This window comes from Priestia megaterium, from assembly GCF_009497655.1.
Classification (GTDB): domain Bacteria; phylum Bacillota; class Bacilli; order Bacillales; family Bacillaceae_H; genus Priestia; species Priestia zanthoxyli.
The window spans coordinates 74775-95644 of sequence record NZ_CP023317.1; the positions used below are offsets into that span (position 1 = coordinate 74775).

Here is a 20870-nt window from a genome sequence, read left to right on the forward strand (position 1 = left end):
AGATGATATTAATGATTGATAATTATGATTCTTTTACGTTTAATTTAGTACAGTATTTAGGTGAGCTAGGGCATGAGCTTCTTGTAAAAAGAAATGATGAAATTACACTTTCTGAAATTGAAGTGCTAAATCCAGATTTCTTGATGATCTCCCCGGGACCTTGTAGTCCCAACGAAGCGGGAATCAGTTTAGAAGCCATCGAGTATTTTGCAGGTAAGATTCCAATATTCGGCGTATGCTTAGGGCATCAGTCGATTGGGCAAGCTTTTGGAGGGAATGTGATTCGTGCGGATAAATTAATGCACGGTAAAACATCTGAAATGCATCATGATGGCCGTACTATCTTTAAAGATCTTGATAATCCGTTCACGGCAACTCGATATCATTCTTTGATTGTAGAAAAAAGTTCACTGCCGGATTGCTTTGAGATTTCAGCGTGGACAGCAGAAGATGAAATTATGGCGATTCGCCATAAATCATTACCTATTGAAGGGGTACAGTTCCACCCTGAATCTATCATGACTTCTTACGGTAAAGAAATGCTGAAAAATTTTATTGAAACTTACGAAAAAAAGCGAGTGTAATGATATGTATATATACGTAAATGGTGAAGTAAAGCCTGCGTCTGAAGCCACTATTTCTCCGTTTGATCACGGATATATGTATGGTCTAGGGCTATTTGAAACGCTACGAGTTTATGATGGTCATCCATTTTTAGTGGAAGACCATCTGGATCGACTGCGTAGCAGCTTACGTGAATTAAATATTGTATGGGACTACTCCACACAGGACGTGTTGGCAATTATTAATAGTCTGTTAATGAAAAACAATGAGAGAAATGCGTATGTTCGATTAAATGTTTCAGCAGGAAATGGCGGAATTGGACTGCAAGTGGAAGAATACGACAAGCCATCTACAATTGTATACATGAAATCAATGCCTCATCCATCGAGCCCCCTTGTAAAAGAGGGGCTTATTCTTGAGACAAAGCGAAATACGCCCGAAGGAACCGTGAGGTTGAAGTCTCATCATTATTTAAACAATGTACTGGCTAAGCGAGAAGTTGGTTCAGACTTAAATAAAGAGGGTATTTTTTTAACAAAAGAAGGGTTCTTAGCCGAAGGTATTGTGTCCAATTTATTTTTTGTAAAAGATGATTGTGTATATACACCGTCTCTTGAAACAGGTATCTTAAATGGAATTACGAGACAGTTTATCTTTACGCTTTTAAAAAAGAAAAACATAGAAGTTGTAGAAGGTTTATTTACGGCGGAACAGCTTTTGGAGAGTGATGAAGCTTTCGTTACAAATTCCATTCAAGAAATCGTACCTCTTCGAAGTATAAAGGATAAGAAGTTTTCAGTCGGAGACCATACGTTAACAGCTCAGTTGCAAAAAGAGTATCGCTCTTACACGATGTCGCTAATGAGTCGACGCGAGCTACATGTATAAAAGCGAAAGGAGAGGCTAAAGATGGATAAAATTTATGTGAATGATATGCGTTTCTATGGATATCATGGTGTATTTCCAGAAGAAAATAAATTAGGGCAGCGTTTTCACGTGGATTTAACTGTAGAACTAGATTTAAAACAAGCTGGTACTACGGACAATTTAGAATACTCGGTGAGCTATGCAGATTTATACCAAACATGCCAGGAAGTTGTAGAGAAGCGCACGTTCAAGTTAGTTGAAACGGTGGCCGAAACGATTGCATCTGAATTGCTTGCTAATTACGAACTCGTGCAGGCTTGTACAGTAAAGGTATATAAGCCTGATCCGCCAATTCCCGGTTATTATCAATCGGTAGCTATTGAAATTAAAAGGAGCCGTTGAATGACAACAGAAGCATATATTGCATTAGGATCAAATATTGAAAATCGAATGGAACATTTGAAGTCGGGAGTTACTGGCTTGATGAAACATTCTGAGGTTAAGGTAGTGGCTGTTTCATCTGTTTATGAAACGGCCCCGGTCGGGTATACGAATCAAGCAAGCTTTTTAAACATGGTAGTAAAAATACAAACAACGTATTCGTCAGAGCAACTTTTAGATTGTTTGCAAGCCATTGAACAAGCGGCAGGTCGAAAAAGAGAGATTGTATGGGGACCTAGAACCCTTGATTTGGATATCTTACTTTATAGTAATGAAATCATTCATACGGATAGGCTGAACGTCCCTCATCCCCGAATGTTTGAACGGGCGTTTGTGATGGTTCCTCTAAACGAACTAGCTCCATCTCTTATTCTCCCTGTAGCAGAAGAAAAAGTTGAAACCATCACAAAACGGTTATCGGATTTAAAAGATGTAAAATTATTTCGAGAGCAAACAACTGATATACTAGATATGTTCGAAAATAATAGGAATGATTTACATAAGTAAAAATGAATCTTATTAGTTGGTTCATTTTTATATTGGCGTAAAGTAGAGTTCACAGTGAAAACTTTAAGGTTTGGGTTCGCAGGTTGTTGGTTTATTCGGTAGCTTGTTAGAGAAATCGAAGAAAAAGAGAAGCGAAGCAAGAATAAAGCGATTTGACATAGAGAAACGACTGAACCTATAATAATTTTAAAGAAACGTAGTAGTTGCCAGTAAACATGCTGGCCTTTTTTCTGTTTCGGAAAACTTAATTATACGATGGAGATGAGTAAACGATGAGTCATGAAGAATTAAATGATCAATTTCTCGTTCGTCGCGAAAAAATGAGCAACCTACGAGATCAGGGTATTGATCCGTTTGGTCAACGTTTTGAACGTACACATACATCACAGCAATTAATTAGTGAGTATGACGAGTTAACAAAAGAACAGTTAGAAGAAAATGAAGTGCCTGTGTCACTAGCTGGTCGTATTATGACAAAGCGTGGAAAAGGAAAAGCAGGTTTCGCTCACGTTCAAGATTTAACAGGACAAATTCAGCTTTATGTACGTAAAGATGCAATTGGCGAAGAACAGTACGAAATCTTCAGCAGCGTAGATATCGGTGACTTGGTAGGGGTTGAAGGTGTTTTATTCAAAACAAAAGTTGGCGAACTTTCTATTAAAGTAAAAGATTTCACGTTACTAACAAAAGCGCTTCGTCCACTTCCAGATAAATATCATGGTTTAAAAGATATTGAACAGCGCTACCGTCAACGTTACTTAGATTTAATTACAAACCCAGAAAGTAAACAAACATTTATCTCAAGAAGCCGCATTATTCAATCGATGCGCCGTTACTTAGATAATCACGGATACTTAGAAGTTGAAACACCGATGATGCATTCAATCGCAGGTGGAGCAGCAGCTCGTCCGTTTGTGACACACCACAATGCGCTTGATATGGAACTTTATATGCGTATTGCGATTGAACTTCATTTAAAACGTTTAATCGTAGGTGGATTAGAAAAAGTATATGAAATTGGCCGTGTATTCCGTAATGAAGGTGTATCTACACGTCACAATCCTGAATTTACAATGATCGAATTGTACGAAGCGTATGCGGACTACAAAGATATCATGGCTTTAACAGAGAACTTAATTGCACACATTGCGCAAGAAGTACTTGGCACAACAAAGATTCAGTATGGTGATCAAGAGGTAGACCTAACGCCAGAATGGACAAGACTTCATATGGTCGATGCTATTAAACAATATACGGGCGTAGACTTCTGGGGAGAAACATCTGTTGAAGAAGCTCGTGCTTTAGCAAAAGAACACGGGGTAGAAATCACTGAACATATGCAATATGGACATATTGTAAATGAATTCTTTGAACAAAAAGTAGAAGAGCAGTTAATTCAACCGACGTTCATTTACGGACATCCTGTAGAAATCTCTCCACTTGCTAAGAAAAATGCGGAAGATCCGCGTTTTACTGACCGTTTTGAGCTGTTTATCGTTGCGCGTGAACACGCGAACGCATTTACAGAGCTAAATGATCCAATTGACCAACGTGAGCGCTTTGAAGCTCAGTTGAAAGAGAAAGAACAAGGAAACGATGAAGCACATGAGATGGATGATGACTTCATTGAGGCATTAGAATACGGTATGCCACCTACAGGTGGTCTAGGAATCGGTATTGACCGCCTTGTTATGTTACTAACAAATGCACCGTCAATCCGTGATGTACTATTATTCCCACATATGCGTCAACGCTAAAAAAAGAGATGGCTACGGCCATCTTTTTTTAGGTATTAATATTAGAAAATTTAAACTTTTAATTTACCTCTTGTTTTTATGAAAACGATTTGGTATATTTATATCTGTTGCTAACGCAGATAAGCGAAAACAACAAAAAGAAATAAAAAAAGTTGTTGACATTACGTTGATAACTTGATAAGATAGTAAAGTCGCTTAAGAGCGGCGGTTGAACTTTGAAAACTGAACAAAGCGACAAACGTCAACGTTAATTTTTATTTTTTAAATGAGCAAGTCAAACATTTCTTCGGAGAGTTTGATCCTGGCTCAGGATGAACGCTGGCGGCGTGCCTAATACATGCAAGTCGAGCGAACGTCTTAGAAGCTTGCTTCTAAGACGTTAGCGGCGGACGGGTGAGTAACACGTGGGCAACCTGCCTGTAAGACTGGGATAACTTCGGGAAACCGAAGCTAATACCGGATAGGATCTTCTCCTTCATGGGAGATGATTAAAAGATGGTTTCGGCTATCACTTACAGATGGGCCCGCGGTGCATTAGCTAGTTGGTGAGGTAACGGCTCACCAAGGCAACGATGCATAGCCGACCTGAGAGGGTGATCGGCCACACTGGGACTGAGACACGGCCCAGACTCCTACGGGAGGCAGCAGTAGGGAATCTTCCGCAATGGACGAAAGTCTGACGGAGCAACGCCGCGTGAGTGATGAAGGCTTTCGGGTCGTAAAACTCTGTTGTTAGGGAAGAACAAGTACGAGAGTAACTGCTCGTACCTTGACGGTACCTAACCAGAAAGCCACGGCTAACTACGTGCCAGCAGCCGCGGTAATACGTAGGTGGCAAGCGTTATCCGGAATTATTGGGCGTAAAGCGCGCGCAGGCGGTTTCTTAAGTCTGATGTGAAAGCCCACGGCTCAACCGTGGAGGGTCATTGGAAACTGGGGAACTTGAGTGCAGAAGAGAAAAGCGGAATTCCACGTGTAGCGGTGAAATGCGTAGAGATGTGGAGGAACACCAGTGGCGAAGGCGGCTTTTTGGTCTGTAACTGACGCTGAGGCGCGAAAGCGTGGGGAGCAAACAGGATTAGATACCCTGGTAGTCCACGCCGTAAACGATGAGTGCTAAGTGTTAGAGGGTTTCCGCCCTTTAGTGCTGCAGCTAACGCATTAAGCACTCCGCCTGGGGAGTACGGTCGCAAGACTGAAACTCAAAGGAATTGACGGGGGCCCGCACAAGCGGTGGAGCATGTGGTTTAATTCGAAGCAACGCGAAGAACCTTACCAGGTCTTGACATCCTCTGACAACTCTAGAGATAGAGCGTTCCCCTTCGGGGGACAGAGTGACAGGTGGTGCATGGTTGTCGTCAGCTCGTGTCGTGAGATGTTGGGTTAAGTCCCGCAACGAGCGCAACCCTTGATCTTAGTTGCCAGCATTTAGTTGGGCACTCTAAGGTGACTGCCGGTGACAAACCGGAGGAAGGTGGGGATGACGTCAAATCATCATGCCCCTTATGACCTGGGCTACACACGTGCTACAATGGATGGTACAAAGGGCTGCAAGACCGCGAGGTCAAGCCAATCCCATAAAACCATTCTCAGTTCGGATTGTAGGCTGCAACTCGCCTACATGAAGCTGGAATCGCTAGTAATCGCGGATCAGCATGCCGCGGTGAATACGTTCCCGGGCCTTGTACACACCGCCCGTCACACCACGAGAGTTTGTAACACCCGAAGTCGGTGGAGTAACCGTAAGGAGCTAGCCGCCTAAGGTGGGACAGATGATTGGGGTGAAGTCGTAACAAGGTAGCCGTATCGGAAGGTGCGGCTGGATCACCTCCTTTCTAAGGATTTTTACATGACGTACGTTTTGACACTTTGTTCAGTTTTGAGAGTTCAATCTCTCAATTATAGAAAGCATACTACTTTCTTCTTATTAGATAAGAAGAATTTTGGTTGCGATTGTTCTTTGAAAACTAGATAACAGTAATTGCTGAGGAAAAGTGAAACTTTTCTTTAATCAAACCAATAAATAACACAACTTTATGTTGTACCATTTATTCGCTAATGGTTAAGTTAGAAAGGGCGCACGGTGAATGCCTTGGCACTAGGAGCCGATGAAGGACGGGACTAACACCGATATGCTTCGGGGAGCTGTAAGTGAGCTTTGATCCGGAGATTTCCGAATGGGGAAACCCACTGTTCGTAATGGAACAGTATCTTTATCTGAATACATAGGATATTGAAGGCAGACCCGGGGAACTGAAACATCTAAGTACCCGGAGGAAGAGAAAGCAAATGCGATTTCCTGAGTAGCGGCGAGCGAAACGGAATTAGCCCAAACCAAGAGGCTTGCCTCTTGGGGTTGTAGGACACTCTATACGGAGTTACAAAGGAACGAAGTAAATGAAGCGACCTGGAAAGGTCCGTCGAAGAAGGTAACAACCCTGTAGTTGAAACTTCGTTCCCTCTTGAGTGGATCCTGAGTACGGCGGAACACGTGAAATTCCGTCGGAAGCTGGGAGGACCATCTCCCAAGGCTAAATACTACCTAGTGACCGATAGTGAACCAGTACCGTGAGGGAAAGGTGAAAAGCACCCCGGAAGGGGAGTGAAAGAGATCCTGAAACCGTGTGCCTACAAGTAGTCAGAGCCCGTTAACGGGTGATGGCGTGCCTTTTGTAGAATGAACCGGCGAGTTACGATCCCATGCAAGGTTAAGCTGATAAGGCGGAGCCGTAGCGAAAGCGAGTCTGAATAGGGCGTTTAGTATGTGGTTGTAGACCCGAAACCAGGTGATCTACCCATGTCCAGGGTGAAGTTCAGGTAACACTGAATGGAGGCCCGAACCCACGCACGTTGAAAAGTGCGGGGATGAGGTGTGGGTAGCGGAGAAATTCCAATCGAACCTGGAGATAGCTGGTTCTCTCCGAAATAGCTTTAGGGCTAGCCTCATGTTGTGAGAGTCTTGGAGGTAGAGCACTGATTGGACTAGGGGCCCCCAACGGGTTACCGAATTCAGTCAAACTCCGAATGCCAAAGACTTATCCATGGGAGTCAGACTGCGAGTGATAAGATCCGTAGTCAAAAGGGAAACAGCCCAGACCACCAGCTAAGGTCCCCAAGTATACGTTAAGTGGAAAAGGATGTGGAGTTGCTTAGACAACCAGGATGTTGGCTTAGAAGCAGCCACCATTTAAAGAGTGCGTAATAGCTCACTGGTCGAGTGACTCTGCGCCGAAAATGTACCGGGGCTAAACGTATCACCGAAGCTGTGGATTGACATCTTTGATGTCAGTGGTAGGAGAGCGTTCTAAGTGCTGTGAAGTCAGACCGTAAGGACTGGTGGAGCGCTTAGAAGTGAGAATGCCGGTATGAGTAGCGAAAGACAAGTGAGAATCTTGTCCACCGAATGCCTAAGGTTTCCTGAGGAAGGCTCGTCCGCTCAGGGTTAGTCGGGACCTAAGCCGAGGCTGAAAAGCGTAGGCGATGGCCAACAGGTTGATATTCCTGTACCACCTCCCCGCCGTTTGAGTAATGGGGGGACGCAGTAGGATAGGGTAAGCGCGCTGCTGGATATGCGCGTTCAAGCAGTTAGGCTGATGAGTAGGCAAATCCGCTCATCATAAAGGCTGAGCTGTGATGACGAGGGAATTATAGTACCGAAGTTCCTGATTCCACACTGCCAAGAAAAGCCTCTAGCGAGGCGGGAGGTGCCCGTACCGCAAACCGACACAGGTAGGCGAGGAGAGAATCCTAAGGTGATCGAGAGAACTCTCGTTAAGGAACTCGGCAAAATGACCCCGTAACTTCGGGAGAAGGGGTGCTCTGGTAGGGTGTATAGCCCGAGAGAGCCGCAGTGAATAGGCCCAGGCGACTGTTTAGCAAAAACACAGGTCTCTGCGAAGCCGCAAGGCGAAGTATAGGGGCTGACGCCTGCCCGGTGCTGGAAGGTTAAGAGGAGGGGTTATCCTTTGGGAGAAGCTCTGAATCGAAGCCCCAGTAAACGGCGGCCGTAACTATAACGGTCCTAAGGTAGCGAAATTCCTTGTCGGGTAAGTTCCGACCCGCACGAAAGGCGTAACGATCTGGGCACTGTCTCAACGAGAGACTCGGTGAAATTATAGTACCTGTGAAGATGCAGGTTACCCGCGACAGGACGGAAAGACCCCGTGGAGCTTTACTGTAGCCTGATATTGAATTTTGGTACAGCTTGTACAGGATAGGTAGGAGCCTGAGAAGCCGGAGCGCTAGCTTCGGTGGAGGCGTCGGTGGGATACTACCCTGGCTGTATTGAAATTCTAACCCGCGGCCCTGATCGGGCCGGGAGACAGTGTCAGGTGGGCAGTTTGACTGGGGCGGTCGCCTCCTAAAATGTAACGGAGGCGCCCAAAGGTTCCCTCAGAATGGTTGGAAATCATTCGTAGAGTGTAAAGGCACAAGGGAGCTTGACTGCGAGACCTACAAGTCGAGCAGGGACGAAAGTCGGGCTTAGTGATCCGGTGGTTCCGCATGGAAGGGCCATCGCTCAACGGATAAAAGCTACCCCGGGGATAACAGGCTTATCTCCCCCAAGAGTCCACATCGACGGGGAGGTTTGGCACCTCGATGTCGGCTCATCGCATCCTGGGGCTGTAGTCGGTCCCAAGGGTTGGGCTGTTCGCCCATTAAAGCGGTACGCGAGCTGGGTTCAGAACGTCGTGAGACAGTTCGGTCCCTATCCGTCGTGGGCGTAGGAAATTTGAGAGGAGCTGTCCTTAGTACGAGAGGACCGGGATGGACACACCGCTGGTGTACCAGTTGTCTTGCCAAAGGCATCGCTGGGTAGCTATGTGTGGACGGGATAAGTGCTGAAAGCATCTAAGCATGAAGCCCCCCTCAAGATGAGATTTCCCATAGCGCAAGCTAGTAAGATCCCTGAAAGATGATCAGGTTGATAGGTCAGAGGTGGAAGCGTGGCGACATGTGTAGCTGACTGATACTAATCGATCGAGGACTTAACCAAACTTTAAAAGTGTAAGCTTTACTCAGCAAACTGTTACCTAGTTTTGAGAGAGCAATCTCTTGTCTGGTGGCGATAGCGAAGAGGTCACACCCGTTCCCATACCGAACACGGAAGTTAAGCTCTTTAGCGCCAATGGTAGTTGGGACTTTGTCCCTGTGAGAGTAGGACGTTGCCAGGCACCTGAAAAAGGACTAGCTATTTTAGCTAGTCCTTTTTTGTTTACAATTTATTTGTTTTATGAAAAAGTATAGTAAGAACAATAAAATTCGCGATTTGCAGGTTTTGAAATAAATTTTAGTGGCAACGATAAAAGTAAAGAATAAACTTTAATAGTACATAGTTGAAAATTTTTTCGTTTCCTTTTATATTTAAATTAAGGTCAAATATAGTCAAAGTCAGAAGGAGGGGGCAGCGTGCCAAATATCTCTGACATTATCGAACAGTATTTAAAACAAGTACTTGAATTAAGTGAAAGAGAAATTGTTGAAATAAGGCGCAGTGAGATTGCTGATAAATTTCAATGCGTTCCGTCGCAAATTAATTACGTTATCAATACCCGCTTTACGGTTGAGAGAGGTTATCTTGTAGAAAGTAAGCGAGGCGGCGGCGGATTTATTCGTATTGCAAAAGTAAAAATGCATGATGCAGCGGATTTGTTTCAGCAAGTGATTGAGATGATTCAAAATGAAATTTCACAAGTAAGTGCTGAAAATGTCATTATTAGGTTAGTTGAAGAAAAAGTCATCACAGAACGAGAAGCAAAAATCATGTTGAGCGTTATCAATCGTTCAGTTATTAATATTGAACTTCCTTATCGTGATGAGCTAAGAGCCAATCTTTTAAAAGCAATGCTTAATTCATTACGCTACCGATAAGCTCATGATCTATTTTATTTAGAACAGGGAGTGATGACAGGATGATTTGTCAGCAATGTGAAACGAGACCTGCAACTCTTCACTTCACAAAAATTATTAATGGTGAAAAGACGGAGATGCACGTATGTGAACAATGCGCTTCAGAAAATGGAGATGCATTTTCTTTTTCAAATCAGCAAGGTTTTTCAATCAATAACTTACTAGCTGGCCTACTTAACCTAGACCCAGCAGTAACTGAAAATTATAAGAAACAAAGTCAGGACGTTCTTTCTTGTCCTACTTGTGGCATGACATATCAAAAATTTGCTAAAATCGGCAGGTTTGGATGTGCAGATTGCTACAAAACATTTGAGCGACCTCTTATTCCTTTCTTGAAGAGGCTGCATGGAGGTAATTATCTACATCATGGAAAAATACCAGCAAGAATTGCAAGTAATCTTCATTTAAAAAAGGAATTACAGGCATTAAGATTGAACTTAAAAGAGTATATCGAAAAAGAGGAGTTTGAGAAAGCAGCCGAACTCCGAGATCACATTCGATTACTAGAAAAGAAGATGAACGAATCGAGAGAGGAGGAAGCGTAATTCATGTCCCAGGATTTGTTCTTTTCCCAGCCTGTTAGCTCTTGGATGCGTCAAGAAGCTTCGAATTCAGATATTGTGCTAAGCAGTCGAATCAGGCTGGCTCGAAATTTAACTCATTATCTTTTTCCAACTCTCTTTTCTAAAGAACAAGCAGTTGAAGTGGTTCGAGTATTTGAGCAAGTTTTTCAAAAAAGCGAGAACACCAATCAGTGGAATTTGCATTTACTAAAGATGAACGAATTACAGCCTCTTCAAAAGCAAGTGTTGGTTGAAAAACATCTTATCAGTCCTAACTTGGCTGAAGGAGACAACAACGGAGCTTGTTTTTTATCAGAAAAAGAAGATTTGAGTATTATGGTTAATGAAGAAGATCATTTACGCATACAATGTTTATTTCCAGGCCTTCAATTATCTGAAGCTTTAAGCACAGCGAATAAAGTAGATAATTGGATTGAGAAATACGTAGATTATGCGTTTGATGAAAATAGAGGGTATTTAACCAGCTGTCCCACAAATGTGGGTACTGGGCTACGTGCATCTGTGATGATGCATCTGCCGGCTTTAGTGATGACCCGTCAAATTCATCGTATTATTCCCGCTATTAACCAGCTTGGCTTAGTGGTGAGAGGAATTTATGGAGAAGGTAGCGAAGCTTTAGGGAATATCTTTCAAATTTCTAATCAGATAACCTTAGGGAAATCTGAAGAAGATATTGTGGCAGATTTAAATAGTGTCGTACAGCAGTTAATTACACAAGAGCACTCTGCAAGAGACGCACTGTTTAAAACATCTCATGTAGAGTTAGAAGATCGAGTGTATCGTTCATATGGAGTATTGGCCAATAGCCGTATTATTGAGTCCAAAGAAGCTTCACAATGTTTATCAGATGTTCGATTAGGAATCGATTTAGGGTATATAAAAGGACTGAGTCAAAATATATTGAATGAACTTATCATTATGACGCAGCCAGGCTTTTTACAAAAGTATTCGGGAGGGCCCCTAAAGCCTCAGGAACGTGACATTAAAAGAGCCACCTTAATTCGAGAACGTCTCACTATAAATAAAAACACAAATTAAACGTGGAGGGTGACGATTATATGATGTTTGGTAGATTTACAGAGCGCGCACAAAAAGTATTAGCTTTAGCACAGGAAGAAGCACTACGCCTAGGTCACAACAACATTGGAACGGAGCACATTTTATTAGGTATCGTTCGTGAAGGTGAAGGAATTGCAGCAAAAGCTCTTTCTGCTCTAGGCCTAAGCACTGAAAAAATTCAAAAAGAAGTGGAAGCATTAATTGGCAGAGGCCAAGAATTAACGCAGACCATTCATTATACACCTCGAGCGAAAAAAGTCATTGAACTTTCAATGGATGAAGCCCGAAAGCTTGGTCATTCTTACGTAGGAACAGAACATATCTTACTAGGCTTAATTCGTGAAGGTGAAGGCGTTGCAGCACGCGTTTTAAATAATCTAGGTGTCAGCCTAAATAAAGCTCGTCAGCAAGTACTTCATTTATTAGGTAGCAATGAAGCTGCTTCAAGCCATCAAGGCGGAGGTTCTTCAAATGCCAATACACCTACGCTAGACAGCTTAGCACGCGATTTAACAGTTGTAGCGCGCGAAGGAAGCTTAGACCCTGTTATCGGACGTGGGAAAGAAATTCAGCGTGTTATTGAAGTGTTAAGCCGACGTACAAAAAACAATCCTGTATTAATTGGGGAGCCAGGTGTCGGTAAAACGGCAATCGCTGAAGGTTTGGCTCAGCAAATCGTCAACAATGAAGTTCCAGAAATTTTACGTGACAAACGCGTTATGACTTTGGATATGGGAACGGTCGTGGCTGGTACAAAATATCGCGGAGAATTTGAAGATCGCCTGAAGAAAGTAATGGATGAAATTCGTCAAGCAGGTAATATCATTCTCTTTATCGATGAGTTACACACATTAATTGGCGCTGGTGGTGCAGAAGGTGCTATCGATGCTTCTAATATTTTAAAACCGTCTCTTGCTCGTGGAGAACTTCAGTGTATCGGTGCTACGACTTTAGATGAATACAGAAAATATATTGAAAAAGATGCAGCGTTAGAGCGTCGCTTCCAGCCAATTCAAGTGGATGAACCAACGTTGGAAGAGTCTATTCAAATCTTAAAAGGGCTTCGTGACCGTTATGAAGCGCATCACCGAGTATCTATTTCTGATGAGGCAATCGAGCAAGCGGTGAAACTATCAGATCGCTACATTTCAGATCGTTTCTTACCGGATAAAGCAATCGATTTAATTGATGAAGCTGGTTCAAAAGTGCGTTTACGTTCATTTACAACGCCGCCAAATTTAAAGGAATTAGAGCAAAAATTAGAATCAGTACGCAATGAAAAAGATGCGTCTGTTCAAAGTCAAGAATTTGAAAAAGCAGCATCTTTACGCGACACAGAACAACGCCTACGCGAAGAATTAGAAGACACAAAGAAAATTTGGAAAGAACAGCAAGGTAAAGAAAACTCAGCTGTAACCGTAGAAGATATTGCGATGGTGGTATCTAGCTGGACGGGTGTACCGGTCTCTAAACTGGCACAGGAAGAGACAGAAAGACTGCTAAACATGGAAGAGATTCTTCACTCTCGTGTAATTGGGCAAGAAGAAGCGGTAAAAGCAGTTGCAAAAGCTGTGCGCCGTGCTAGAGCAGGCTTGAAAGATCCAAAACGCCCAATTGGTTCATTCATTTTCTTAGGACCAACAGGGGTTGGTAAAACAGAGCTTGCACGCGCATTAGCGGAGTCAATCTTTGGCGACGAAGACGCAATGATTCGTATCGATATGTCTGAGTACATGGAGAAACATTCTACTTCACGCTTAGTAGGTTCACCTCCAGGATATGTTGGATACGAAGAAGGCGGCCAGTTAACGGAAAAAGTAAGAAGAAAACCTTACTCAGTTGTTCTTTTAGACGAAATTGAAAAAGCACATCCGGATGTATTTAACATTTTATTACAAGTGTTAGAAGATGGACGCTTAACAGATTCAAAAGGCCGTACAGTTGATTTCCGTAATACGATTTTAATTATGACATCAAACGTAGGTGCGGACACATTAAAACGAAGCAAGCACTTAGGGTTCACAGTAGAAGCAGAAGGCCAAGACTACAAAGATATGAAAGGAAAAGTAATGGCGGAAATGAAGCGCGCATTCCGTCCGGAGTTCCTAAACCGTATCGATGAAATTATCGTCTTCCATTCATTGGAGAAACCTCACTTAGCTGAAATCGTTAAATTAATGGCGGACCAGTTAACAAAACGCTTAAAAGAGCAAGAAATTGATCTTGAATTAACAAAAGAAGCAATTGATAAGATTGCAGAGGAAGGTTTTGACCCAGAATACGGCGCTCGTCCACTTCGTAGAGCAATTCAAAAACATATTGAAGACCGTTTATCTGAAGAGCTGCTAAAAGGGGTTGTTCAAAAAGGTCAGAAAGTGACGCTAGATGTAGACAAAGGAGAATTTGTTGTTAAATCCTCCGCTCCAAGCAGCATCAGCTAAATTTACTCAAACCAAGACGAGGCATACGAAAAAACACGTATGCCTCCCTTTTTATTTTAGCTTAGGAAATAGTGTACAATAGAGATAGAAATCGATTGAATGAACGGAGAGATTGATAACATAATGGCGAAACGAAAAACAAAATTTGCATGTCAGCATTGCGGATATGAATCCGCAAAATGGATGGGGAAATGTCCTGGATGCGGAAGCTGGAATTCGATGGTGGAAGAAATGGAAGAAACGAAATCATCACGCCGAGGAGCTTTTTCCGGAGCTACTGCTTCTAAAGTTCAAAAACCTCAGTCAATTACAGCGATTGAATCTACAACAGAACCACGGATTTTTACACCTTCTGCAGAGTTAAACCGTGTATTAGGAGGCGGTATTGTCAGAGGGTCACTCGTTTTAATAGGGGGAGATCCGGGTATCGGAAAGTCTACTTTACTTTTGCAAACCTCCGCGCAGTTAGCAATGAAACAAAATAAAGTACTATATATTTCGGGAGAGGAATCAACCAAACAAACGAAGTTAAGAGCGGACAGGCTAGGTGTAAAAGCTGAAGAGCTTTATGTTCACGCAGAAACAAACTTAGAATTAATACTAGAGGCCATCTCAAGCATGCAGCCTGATTTTGTGGTGATTGATTCAATTCAAACCATTTACCATGCTGATGTGACATCAGCGCCAGGAAGCGTCTCACAGGTGCGAGAGTGTACGGCTGAACTAATGCGTGTTGCTAAAACTAATGGCATTGCCATCTTTATTGTGGGTCATGTAACGAAAGAAGGGGCCATTGCGGGTCCAAGACTTCTTGAACATATGGTAGATACGGTTCTTTATTTTGAAGGAGAGCGCCATCATACGTATCGTATATTAAGAGCGGTTAAGAACCGATTTGGATCTACAAATGAAATGGGCATTTTTGAAATGAAAGAAAGTGGGCTAGAAGAAGTATTGAATCCATCTGAAATCTTTCTAGAAGAACGGTCTCAGGGAGCAGCAGGTTCGGTTGTTGTCGCTTCAATGGAAGGGACAAGACCCGTATTAGTAGAGCTGCAGGCGCTAATCAGTCCAACGAGCTTTGGAAACCCTAGAAGAATGGCGACAGGAGTAGATCATAATCGCGTTTCGCTTATCATGGCTGTCTTAGAAAAGCGTGTAGGAATGCTGCTGCAGAATCAAGATGCTTATTTAAAAGTAGCAGGTGGAGTGAAATTAGATGAACCAGCAATCGATTTAGCTGTAGCCGTTAGCATTGCTTCAAGCTTCAGAGATGCTGCTTCTAGCGCTACAGATGTTATTGTAGGAGAGGTAGGATTAACAGGCGAAGTACGCCGAGTGTCTAGAATTGAACAGCGCGTTCAAGAAGCGGTAAAATTAGGGTTCCAACGAATTATTATTCCGGAGAAAAATTTAGGAGGATGGAAAGTCCCAGATGGTATTGATGTGATTGGGGTATCAACAGTAGCGGAGGCTCTGCAATATACATTAGGAGGATAAGCAGTGGAAGGAGAAAAAACAACAGTTAGTCAAAAACAAATATCAGAAATTCTGCAGTTTGTAGCACCAGGAACCCCTATTCGTGACGGTATCGATAACGTCTTGCGGGCAAAGACGGGCGGCTTAATTGTTATGGGCTACAATGAACAAGTCAAAAAGATGGTAGATGGAGGATTTTCGATTAATTGTGCATTTACACCTGCGCATTTATACGAGTTAGCCAAAATGGATGGAGCGCTTATTTTAAACGACAGCGGAAGCAAGATATTGTTTGCTAATGCTCAGCTCATGCCAGATCCCTCTACCCCTTCTTCACAGACAGGAATGCGTCACCGTACAGCGGAGCGCGTAGCTAAGCAGTCAGGTGTATTGGTGATAGCCATTTCACAAAGACGGAATGTGATTACGCTTTACAAAGGGTCTCTGCAGTATGTATTGAAAGACATTAGCGTTATTTTAGCAAAAGCGAATCAAGCGCTTGGAACCCTTGAAAAGTACAAGGCGGTATTAGATGAATCGATTACAAGTCTCAGTGCATTAGAGTTTGAAGAGCAAGTAACTCATACAGATGTGCTGCAGTCGCTTCATCGTACAGAAATGGTTTTGCGTATTAAAAATGAAATTTTGAGCTATATTAGCGAGTTAGGAACAGAAGGAAGGCTAATTCGTCTCCAAATGAATGAACTGCTTTCTCACTTAGAGGAAGAAGCAACTTTATTAATCAAAGATTATATGTATGACCTCAGCTTTGACCCTTACCGAGTGATTGAACGCATGCAGCAGCCGTCAAATAATGTTCTTCTCGATGACCAAACGCTCCTTCGCTTAATGGGATATCCTATGTATACCAGCTTTGAAGACAGCGTTATTCCTAGAGGGTATCGAATGCTTCATAAAATTCCAAGACTTCCATCGATTATTATTGAAAATCTCATTGATGAATTAGGGGATTTAAAAACGATAGCAGATGCGTCGGTAGAAGAATTGGATGAGGTAGAAGGCATCGGTGAAATTCGAGCACGGAAAATTAGAGAAGGCCTAAAAAGACTAAAAGAGCAGCATCTTACAAACCGTCAGCTATAGGATATTAATTGACATTAAATGTTTGATTCATTAAGATATTGTGAAAATACAAAAAAAGTGACAGTTTGTTTACAAATTCTGTTTTTTGGTTAAATAACAGGTTTCAATCATTGTAAACTGTTTATAATGATAAAGGGAGGTGAAGGCGTGTTAAAACGTTTTGTACAGTTATTTTTTATTATTACAGGTGGTACATTGGGCGTCTTTTTTATACCTGAACTTATTCAATTATTAAATCTGCAAGATGTAGCATTTCTAGAAAAACCTTACGTCGATGCAATACTGGGAGCTATTTTGTTTTTCCTTGTCACGTTTTGGATTGTTGATTATATAGTTGAATTAATTCGCCGAGTGGAAGAGGCGTTGCTGAAGGCGCCTGTAACGGATGTACTTTTTGGTAGCTTAGGATTGATTTTAGGGCTTATTGTAGCCTACTTGGTCGGAGCTTTTTTAGGCAGAATTCAACTTCAAGTAGTAAGTACCATTTTACCAATCTTTCTAAGTATTCTTTTAGGTTACTTAGGGTTTCAAGTCGGGTTTAAAAAACGTGATGAGCTTGTGAACGTGTTTTCCATGCCATCTCGAATTGGGAAGAAAAAAGGGCAAGAAGAAGAAGCAGATAATGAAGAATCACTAAAGTCTCTTAAAATTTTAGATACAAGCGTTATTATTGACGGTCGTATCGCAGATATTTGTCAAACAGGATTTTTAGACGGAACGATTGTTATTCCGCGCTTTGTGCTTGAGGAACTTCAGCATATTGCTGATTCGTCGGATGTTCTAAAACGAAACAGAGGTAGACGAGGTCTAGATATTCTAAACCGTATTCAAAAGGAACTGGCAATGAAGGTAGAAATTTATGAAGGCGATTTCGAAGACATTCAAGAAGTGGACAGTAAGCTGGTCAAATTGGCAAAGCTGACTTCTGGGTTGGTCGTTACAAACGACTTTAATTTAAATAAAGTATGTGAACTTCAAAATGTCGGCGTCTTAAATATTAATGACTTAGCAAATGCCGTTAAGCCAATTGTGCTTCCGGGAGAAGAAATGAATGTGTTGGTTATAAAAGACGGTAAAGAGCATAATCAAGGTATTGCCTATCTTGATGACGGTACAATGATCGTGGTAGAAGAAGGAAGAAATTACATTGGAAAGCAAATTGATGTACTGGTGACGAGCGTACTCCAAACCTCAGCAGGCCGTATGATTTTTGCGAAACCCAAGTTATTAGAAAAAGCACTGTGACGTAACAGGTAAAGGGAGTATACCTATGAAGTATGAAATTATCGTTTTAGCTGCAGGGCAGGGGAAGCGAATGAAAGCGGGGCGGAACAAACAATTTTTAACTATTCAAAACGTTCCGCTTATCATTCATACGCTGCAAAAATTCGAACAAGATCCTTGGTGCAGTGGAATTGTACTAGTTGTAAACGAAAAAGAAGTGGCGATTTTTGAAGAGTTATTAACTGAATATCCAATTCAAAAGGTTCAATCATTGACAGTTGGAGGCGATGAACGTCAACATAGCGTTTATAACGGCCTTAAAAGTCTAAAGCAGGCTCAGATGGTATTAATTCATGATGGCGCTCGACCATTTGTTCAACAAAACACAATCCATGAGTTAGTAGAAAAAGCTGCTAGTGATAAGGCTGCTGTACTGGCTGTTCCAGTAAAAGACACAATTAAGCGTGTGGAACAGGGGACTGTCATTGAAACAGTTGAGCGCTCTAGCTTGTGGGCTATTCAAACGCCGCAGGCTTTTCTTTTTGATGTAGTAATGGATGCACACGAAAAAGCAAAAACAAATGAATACTTAGGCACCGATGATGCAAGCTTAGTAGAAAAAGCAGGACAAAAAGTATCGATTGTAGAGGGAAATTACGATAATATAAAACTAACAACACCAGAAGATTTGTTATATGCAGAAGCTATATTAACAAAGCTAAACAGGACTGAAGGAGTGGAAAAATGAACATTCGAGTAGGACAAGGTTTCGACGTACATGAATTTGCAGAAGGAAGACCTTTAATCATCGGCGGTTTAGAAATTCCGTATGAAAAAGGATTATTAGGCCACTCAGATGCAGATGTGCTGTTACATACAATCGCAGATGCCTTATTAGGAGCGGCGGCTAAAGGAGATATCGGAAAGCATTTTCCGGATACAGACCCTGAATTTAAAGATGCTGATTCAGCAAAGCTTCTTCAACACGTATGGAAACTACTAAAAGATGAAGGTTATGAATTAAGCAATGTAGATTGCACGATTATCGCGCAAAAACCTAAAATGGCTCCTTACATTGAACCAATGAGAGAGCGTATTGCGCAGCTGTTAGAAGCAAGCATTTCTCAAATTAACGTCAAGGCAACAACAACAGAAAAGTTAGGTTTTACGGGACGTGAAGAAGGAATCGCTGCCCAAGCAGCCGTTTTAGTTTATCAAAAATAAAAACAGTTGACTTTGACAGATACCTATTTGGTGATAAAATTAGAACATGTCTAAAACATATAAATACATACTATAAGTAATATTAAATTGGAGGTCATCTTAGTTATGTCAAGCGAAGTAAGAGTTCGTTATGCCCCGAGTCCAACTGGACATCTTCATATAGGGAATGCAAGAACAGCACTATTTAATTATTTATTTGCACGAAATCAAAACGGTAAATTTATTATCCGTATTGAAGATACAGATCAAAAGCGTAATATCGAAGGCGGCGAAGAAAGTCAGCTGCGCTATTTAAAATGGTTAGGTATTGAATGGGATGAAAGTATCGACGTAGGCGGGGAGTACGGTCCTTACCGCCAGTCTGAACGTACGGAAATCTATCAAAAATATACGGAAGAACTTCTTGAAAAAGGATTAGCTTATCACTGTTACTGTACGTCAGAAGAGCTTGAAAAAGAGCGTGAAGAACAGCAGGCGAACAGTCAAATGCCGCGCTATTCAGGTAAGTGCCGTAACTTAACAGCTGAACAGCGTGCTGAACTAGAAGCAGAAGGCCGTGAGCCGAGCATTCGCTTCCGTGTTCCTAGTAACACAGAAATTAAGTGGAATGATATTGTCAAAGATGAAGTATCGTTTGAGTCTGAAGGCATTGGTGATTTCGTTATTGTGAAAAAAGACGGTACACCAACATATAACTACGCTGTAGCCATTGATGATTATCTAATGAAGATGACACATGTTCTACGCGGAGATGACCATATTTCCAATACACCGAAGCAAATTCTTGTGTATGAAGCTTTAGGTTGGACGCCTCCTGTATTTGGTCATATGACGTTAATCGTAAATGAAAATCGTCGCAAGCTAAGTAAACGTGATGAGTCAATCATTCAGTTTATCGAGCAATATAAAGAATTAGGCTACTTGCCAGAAGCACTATTTAATTTTATTACAATGCTTGGCTGGTCACCTGTGGGAGAAGAAGAAATTTTCTCTAAAGAACAGTTTATTGAAATTTTTGACCCAGCTCGTTTATCAAAATCTCCAGCACTATTTGATACAAGCAAATTACGTTGGATGAACAACCAATACATGAAACAATTGGATTTAGACGAGGTAGTAGCTTTATCAGTTCCTCACTTAGTGAAAGCTGGAAAAGTTGAAGAAACGCGCGATGCAGAAACAGAACAATGGGTACGTGACTTAGTCGCTCTATACCAAGAACAAATGAGCTTTGGCGCTGAGATTGTTGAACTTACTGAAATGTTCTTTAAGAAAGAAATTGATTACAGTGAAGAAGCAAAAGCAGTACTTGCTGAAGAGCAAGTACCAGAAGTGCTAAAAGCATTTGCTGAAGAGATTTCTTCTTTAGAAGAATTCAGCGCTGATGAGATTAAGGCAGCAACAAAAGCTGTACAAAAAGCAACAGGTCAAAAAGGTAAAAAACTATTTATGCCAATTCGTGTAGCAACAACAGGCGAAACACACGGTCCAGAGCTTCCAAAAGCTATTTCTCTTTTAGGGAAAGAAACAGTTCTAGCTCGTTTAGAAAGCATTTATAGTTAACAAATTTCTATTTTGCCCATATGATACAGTAATCAAATATGGATATCGTTGAGAAGGAAGAGTAGGCAAGTTCATTGCATATCAGAGAGGGTTATCACCGGCTGAAAGTAACCTATGACAAAACTTGTTGAAGTGCGCCTTTGAGT

At 41.9% G+C, this 20870-nt stretch carries 15 protein-coding genes, 3 rRNA genes and 1 other annotated feature (1 of these 19 only partly in view); all 18 genes read left to right on the forward strand.

The annotated features are described in order from the left end of the window. Positions 1-2 precede the first annotated feature (2 nt). The 18 genes from pabA to gltX all read left to right on the forward strand — a co-directional run bounded on the left by pabA (position 3) and on the right by gltX (position 20724). Positions 3-584 (forward strand): aminodeoxychorismate/anthranilate synthase component II, encoded by a 582-nt coding sequence (pabA, locus tag CEQ83_RS00390; RefSeq protein ID WP_028412652.1) that lies wholly within the window; start codon positions 3-5, stop codon positions 582-584. 4 nt (positions 585-588) lie between these two features. Then, positions 589-1452: an aminodeoxychorismate lyase gene (gene pabC / locus CEQ83_RS00395; protein WP_033580816.1), complete on the forward strand. Its 864-nt coding sequence runs from the start codon at positions 589-591 to the stop codon at positions 1450-1452. Positions 1453-1473: 21 nt separating this feature from the next. Further along, complete coding sequence (gene folB, locus CEQ83_RS00400) at positions 1474-1833, forward strand: dihydroneopterin aldolase (RefSeq protein ID WP_028412654.1); 360 nt, start codon at positions 1474-1476, stop codon at positions 1831-1833. Then, positions 1834-2379 (forward strand): 2-amino-4-hydroxy-6-hydroxymethyldihydropteridine diphosphokinase, encoded by a 546-nt coding sequence (folK, locus tag CEQ83_RS00405; protein WP_033580815.1) that lies wholly within the window; start codon positions 1834-1836, stop codon positions 2377-2379. It abuts the gene before it with no gap. Between the two features lie 272 nt (positions 2380-2651). Next, on the forward strand, positions 2652-4136 hold the full coding sequence (gene lysS, locus CEQ83_RS00410) for a lysine--tRNA ligase (protein ID WP_013054894.1): 1485 nt from the start codon (positions 2652-2654) through the stop codon (positions 4134-4136). Positions 4137-4419: 283 nt separating this feature from the next. Beyond that, positions 4420-5971, forward strand: a 16S ribosomal RNA gene (locus CEQ83_RS00415). A gap of 225 nt (positions 5972-6196) precedes the next feature. Next, positions 6197-9132, forward strand: a 23S ribosomal RNA gene (locus CEQ83_RS00420). A gap of 62 nt (positions 9133-9194) precedes the next feature. Beyond that, positions 9195-9310, forward strand: a 5S ribosomal RNA gene (gene rrf, locus CEQ83_RS00425). Together the 16S, 23S and 5S rRNA genes form the textbook arrangement of a ribosomal RNA operon. A 235-nt stretch (positions 9311-9545) precedes the next feature. Further along, positions 9546-10007: a CtsR family transcriptional regulator gene (locus CEQ83_RS00430; RefSeq protein WP_013054895.1), complete on the forward strand. Its 462-nt coding sequence runs from the start codon at positions 9546-9548 to the stop codon at positions 10005-10007. A 41-nt stretch (positions 10008-10048) separates the two neighbouring features. Next, positions 10049-10591 (forward strand): protein-arginine kinase activator protein McsA, encoded by a 543-nt coding sequence (locus tag CEQ83_RS00435; protein WP_028412656.1) that lies wholly within the window; start codon positions 10049-10051, stop codon positions 10589-10591. A gap of 3 nt (positions 10592-10594) precedes the next feature. Further along, complete coding sequence (locus tag CEQ83_RS00440; RefSeq protein ID WP_013054897.1) at positions 10595-11668, forward strand: protein-arginine kinase McsB; 1074 nt, start codon at positions 10595-10597, stop codon at positions 11666-11668. 20 nt (positions 11669-11688) lie between these two features. Then, positions 11689-14130 (forward strand): ATP-dependent protease ATP-binding subunit ClpC, encoded by a 2442-nt coding sequence (gene clpC / locus CEQ83_RS00445; protein ID WP_014462041.1) that lies wholly within the window; start codon positions 11689-11691, stop codon positions 14128-14130. 123 nt (positions 14131-14253) lie between these two features. Continuing rightward, complete coding sequence (radA, locus tag CEQ83_RS00450) at positions 14254-15630, forward strand: DNA repair protein RadA (RefSeq protein ID WP_013054899.1); 1377 nt, start codon at positions 14254-14256, stop codon at positions 15628-15630. Between the two features lie 3 nt (positions 15631-15633). Continuing rightward, positions 15634-16713, forward strand: a complete 1080-nt coding sequence (disA, locus tag CEQ83_RS00455) for a DNA integrity scanning diadenylate cyclase DisA (RefSeq protein ID WP_013054900.1) — start codon at positions 15634-15636, stop codon at positions 16711-16713. 147 nt (positions 16714-16860) lie between these two features. Further along, complete coding sequence (locus CEQ83_RS00460) at positions 16861-17958, forward strand: PIN/TRAM domain-containing protein (protein ID WP_014462040.1); 1098 nt, start codon at positions 16861-16863, stop codon at positions 17956-17958. Between the two features lie 25 nt (positions 17959-17983). Further along, on the forward strand, positions 17984-18685 hold the full coding sequence (ispD, locus tag CEQ83_RS00465; RefSeq protein WP_028412657.1) for a 2-C-methyl-D-erythritol 4-phosphate cytidylyltransferase: 702 nt from the start codon (positions 17984-17986) through the stop codon (positions 18683-18685). Further along, entirely contained in the window at positions 18682-19161 is a 480-nt protein-coding gene (ispF, locus tag CEQ83_RS00470; RefSeq protein ID WP_013054903.1) for a 2-C-methyl-D-erythritol 2,4-cyclodiphosphate synthase, read from the forward strand. The genes ispD and ispF overlap by 4 nt, the downstream gene beginning before the upstream one ends. Before the next feature lie 105 nt (positions 19162-19266). After that, entirely contained in the window at positions 19267-20724 is a 1458-nt protein-coding gene (gene gltX, locus CEQ83_RS00475; protein ID WP_028412658.1) for a glutamate--tRNA ligase, read from the forward strand. 39 nt (positions 20725-20763) lie between these two features. Further along, positions 20764-20870: a binding site (T-box leader), on the forward strand; it runs 117 nt beyond the window's last position.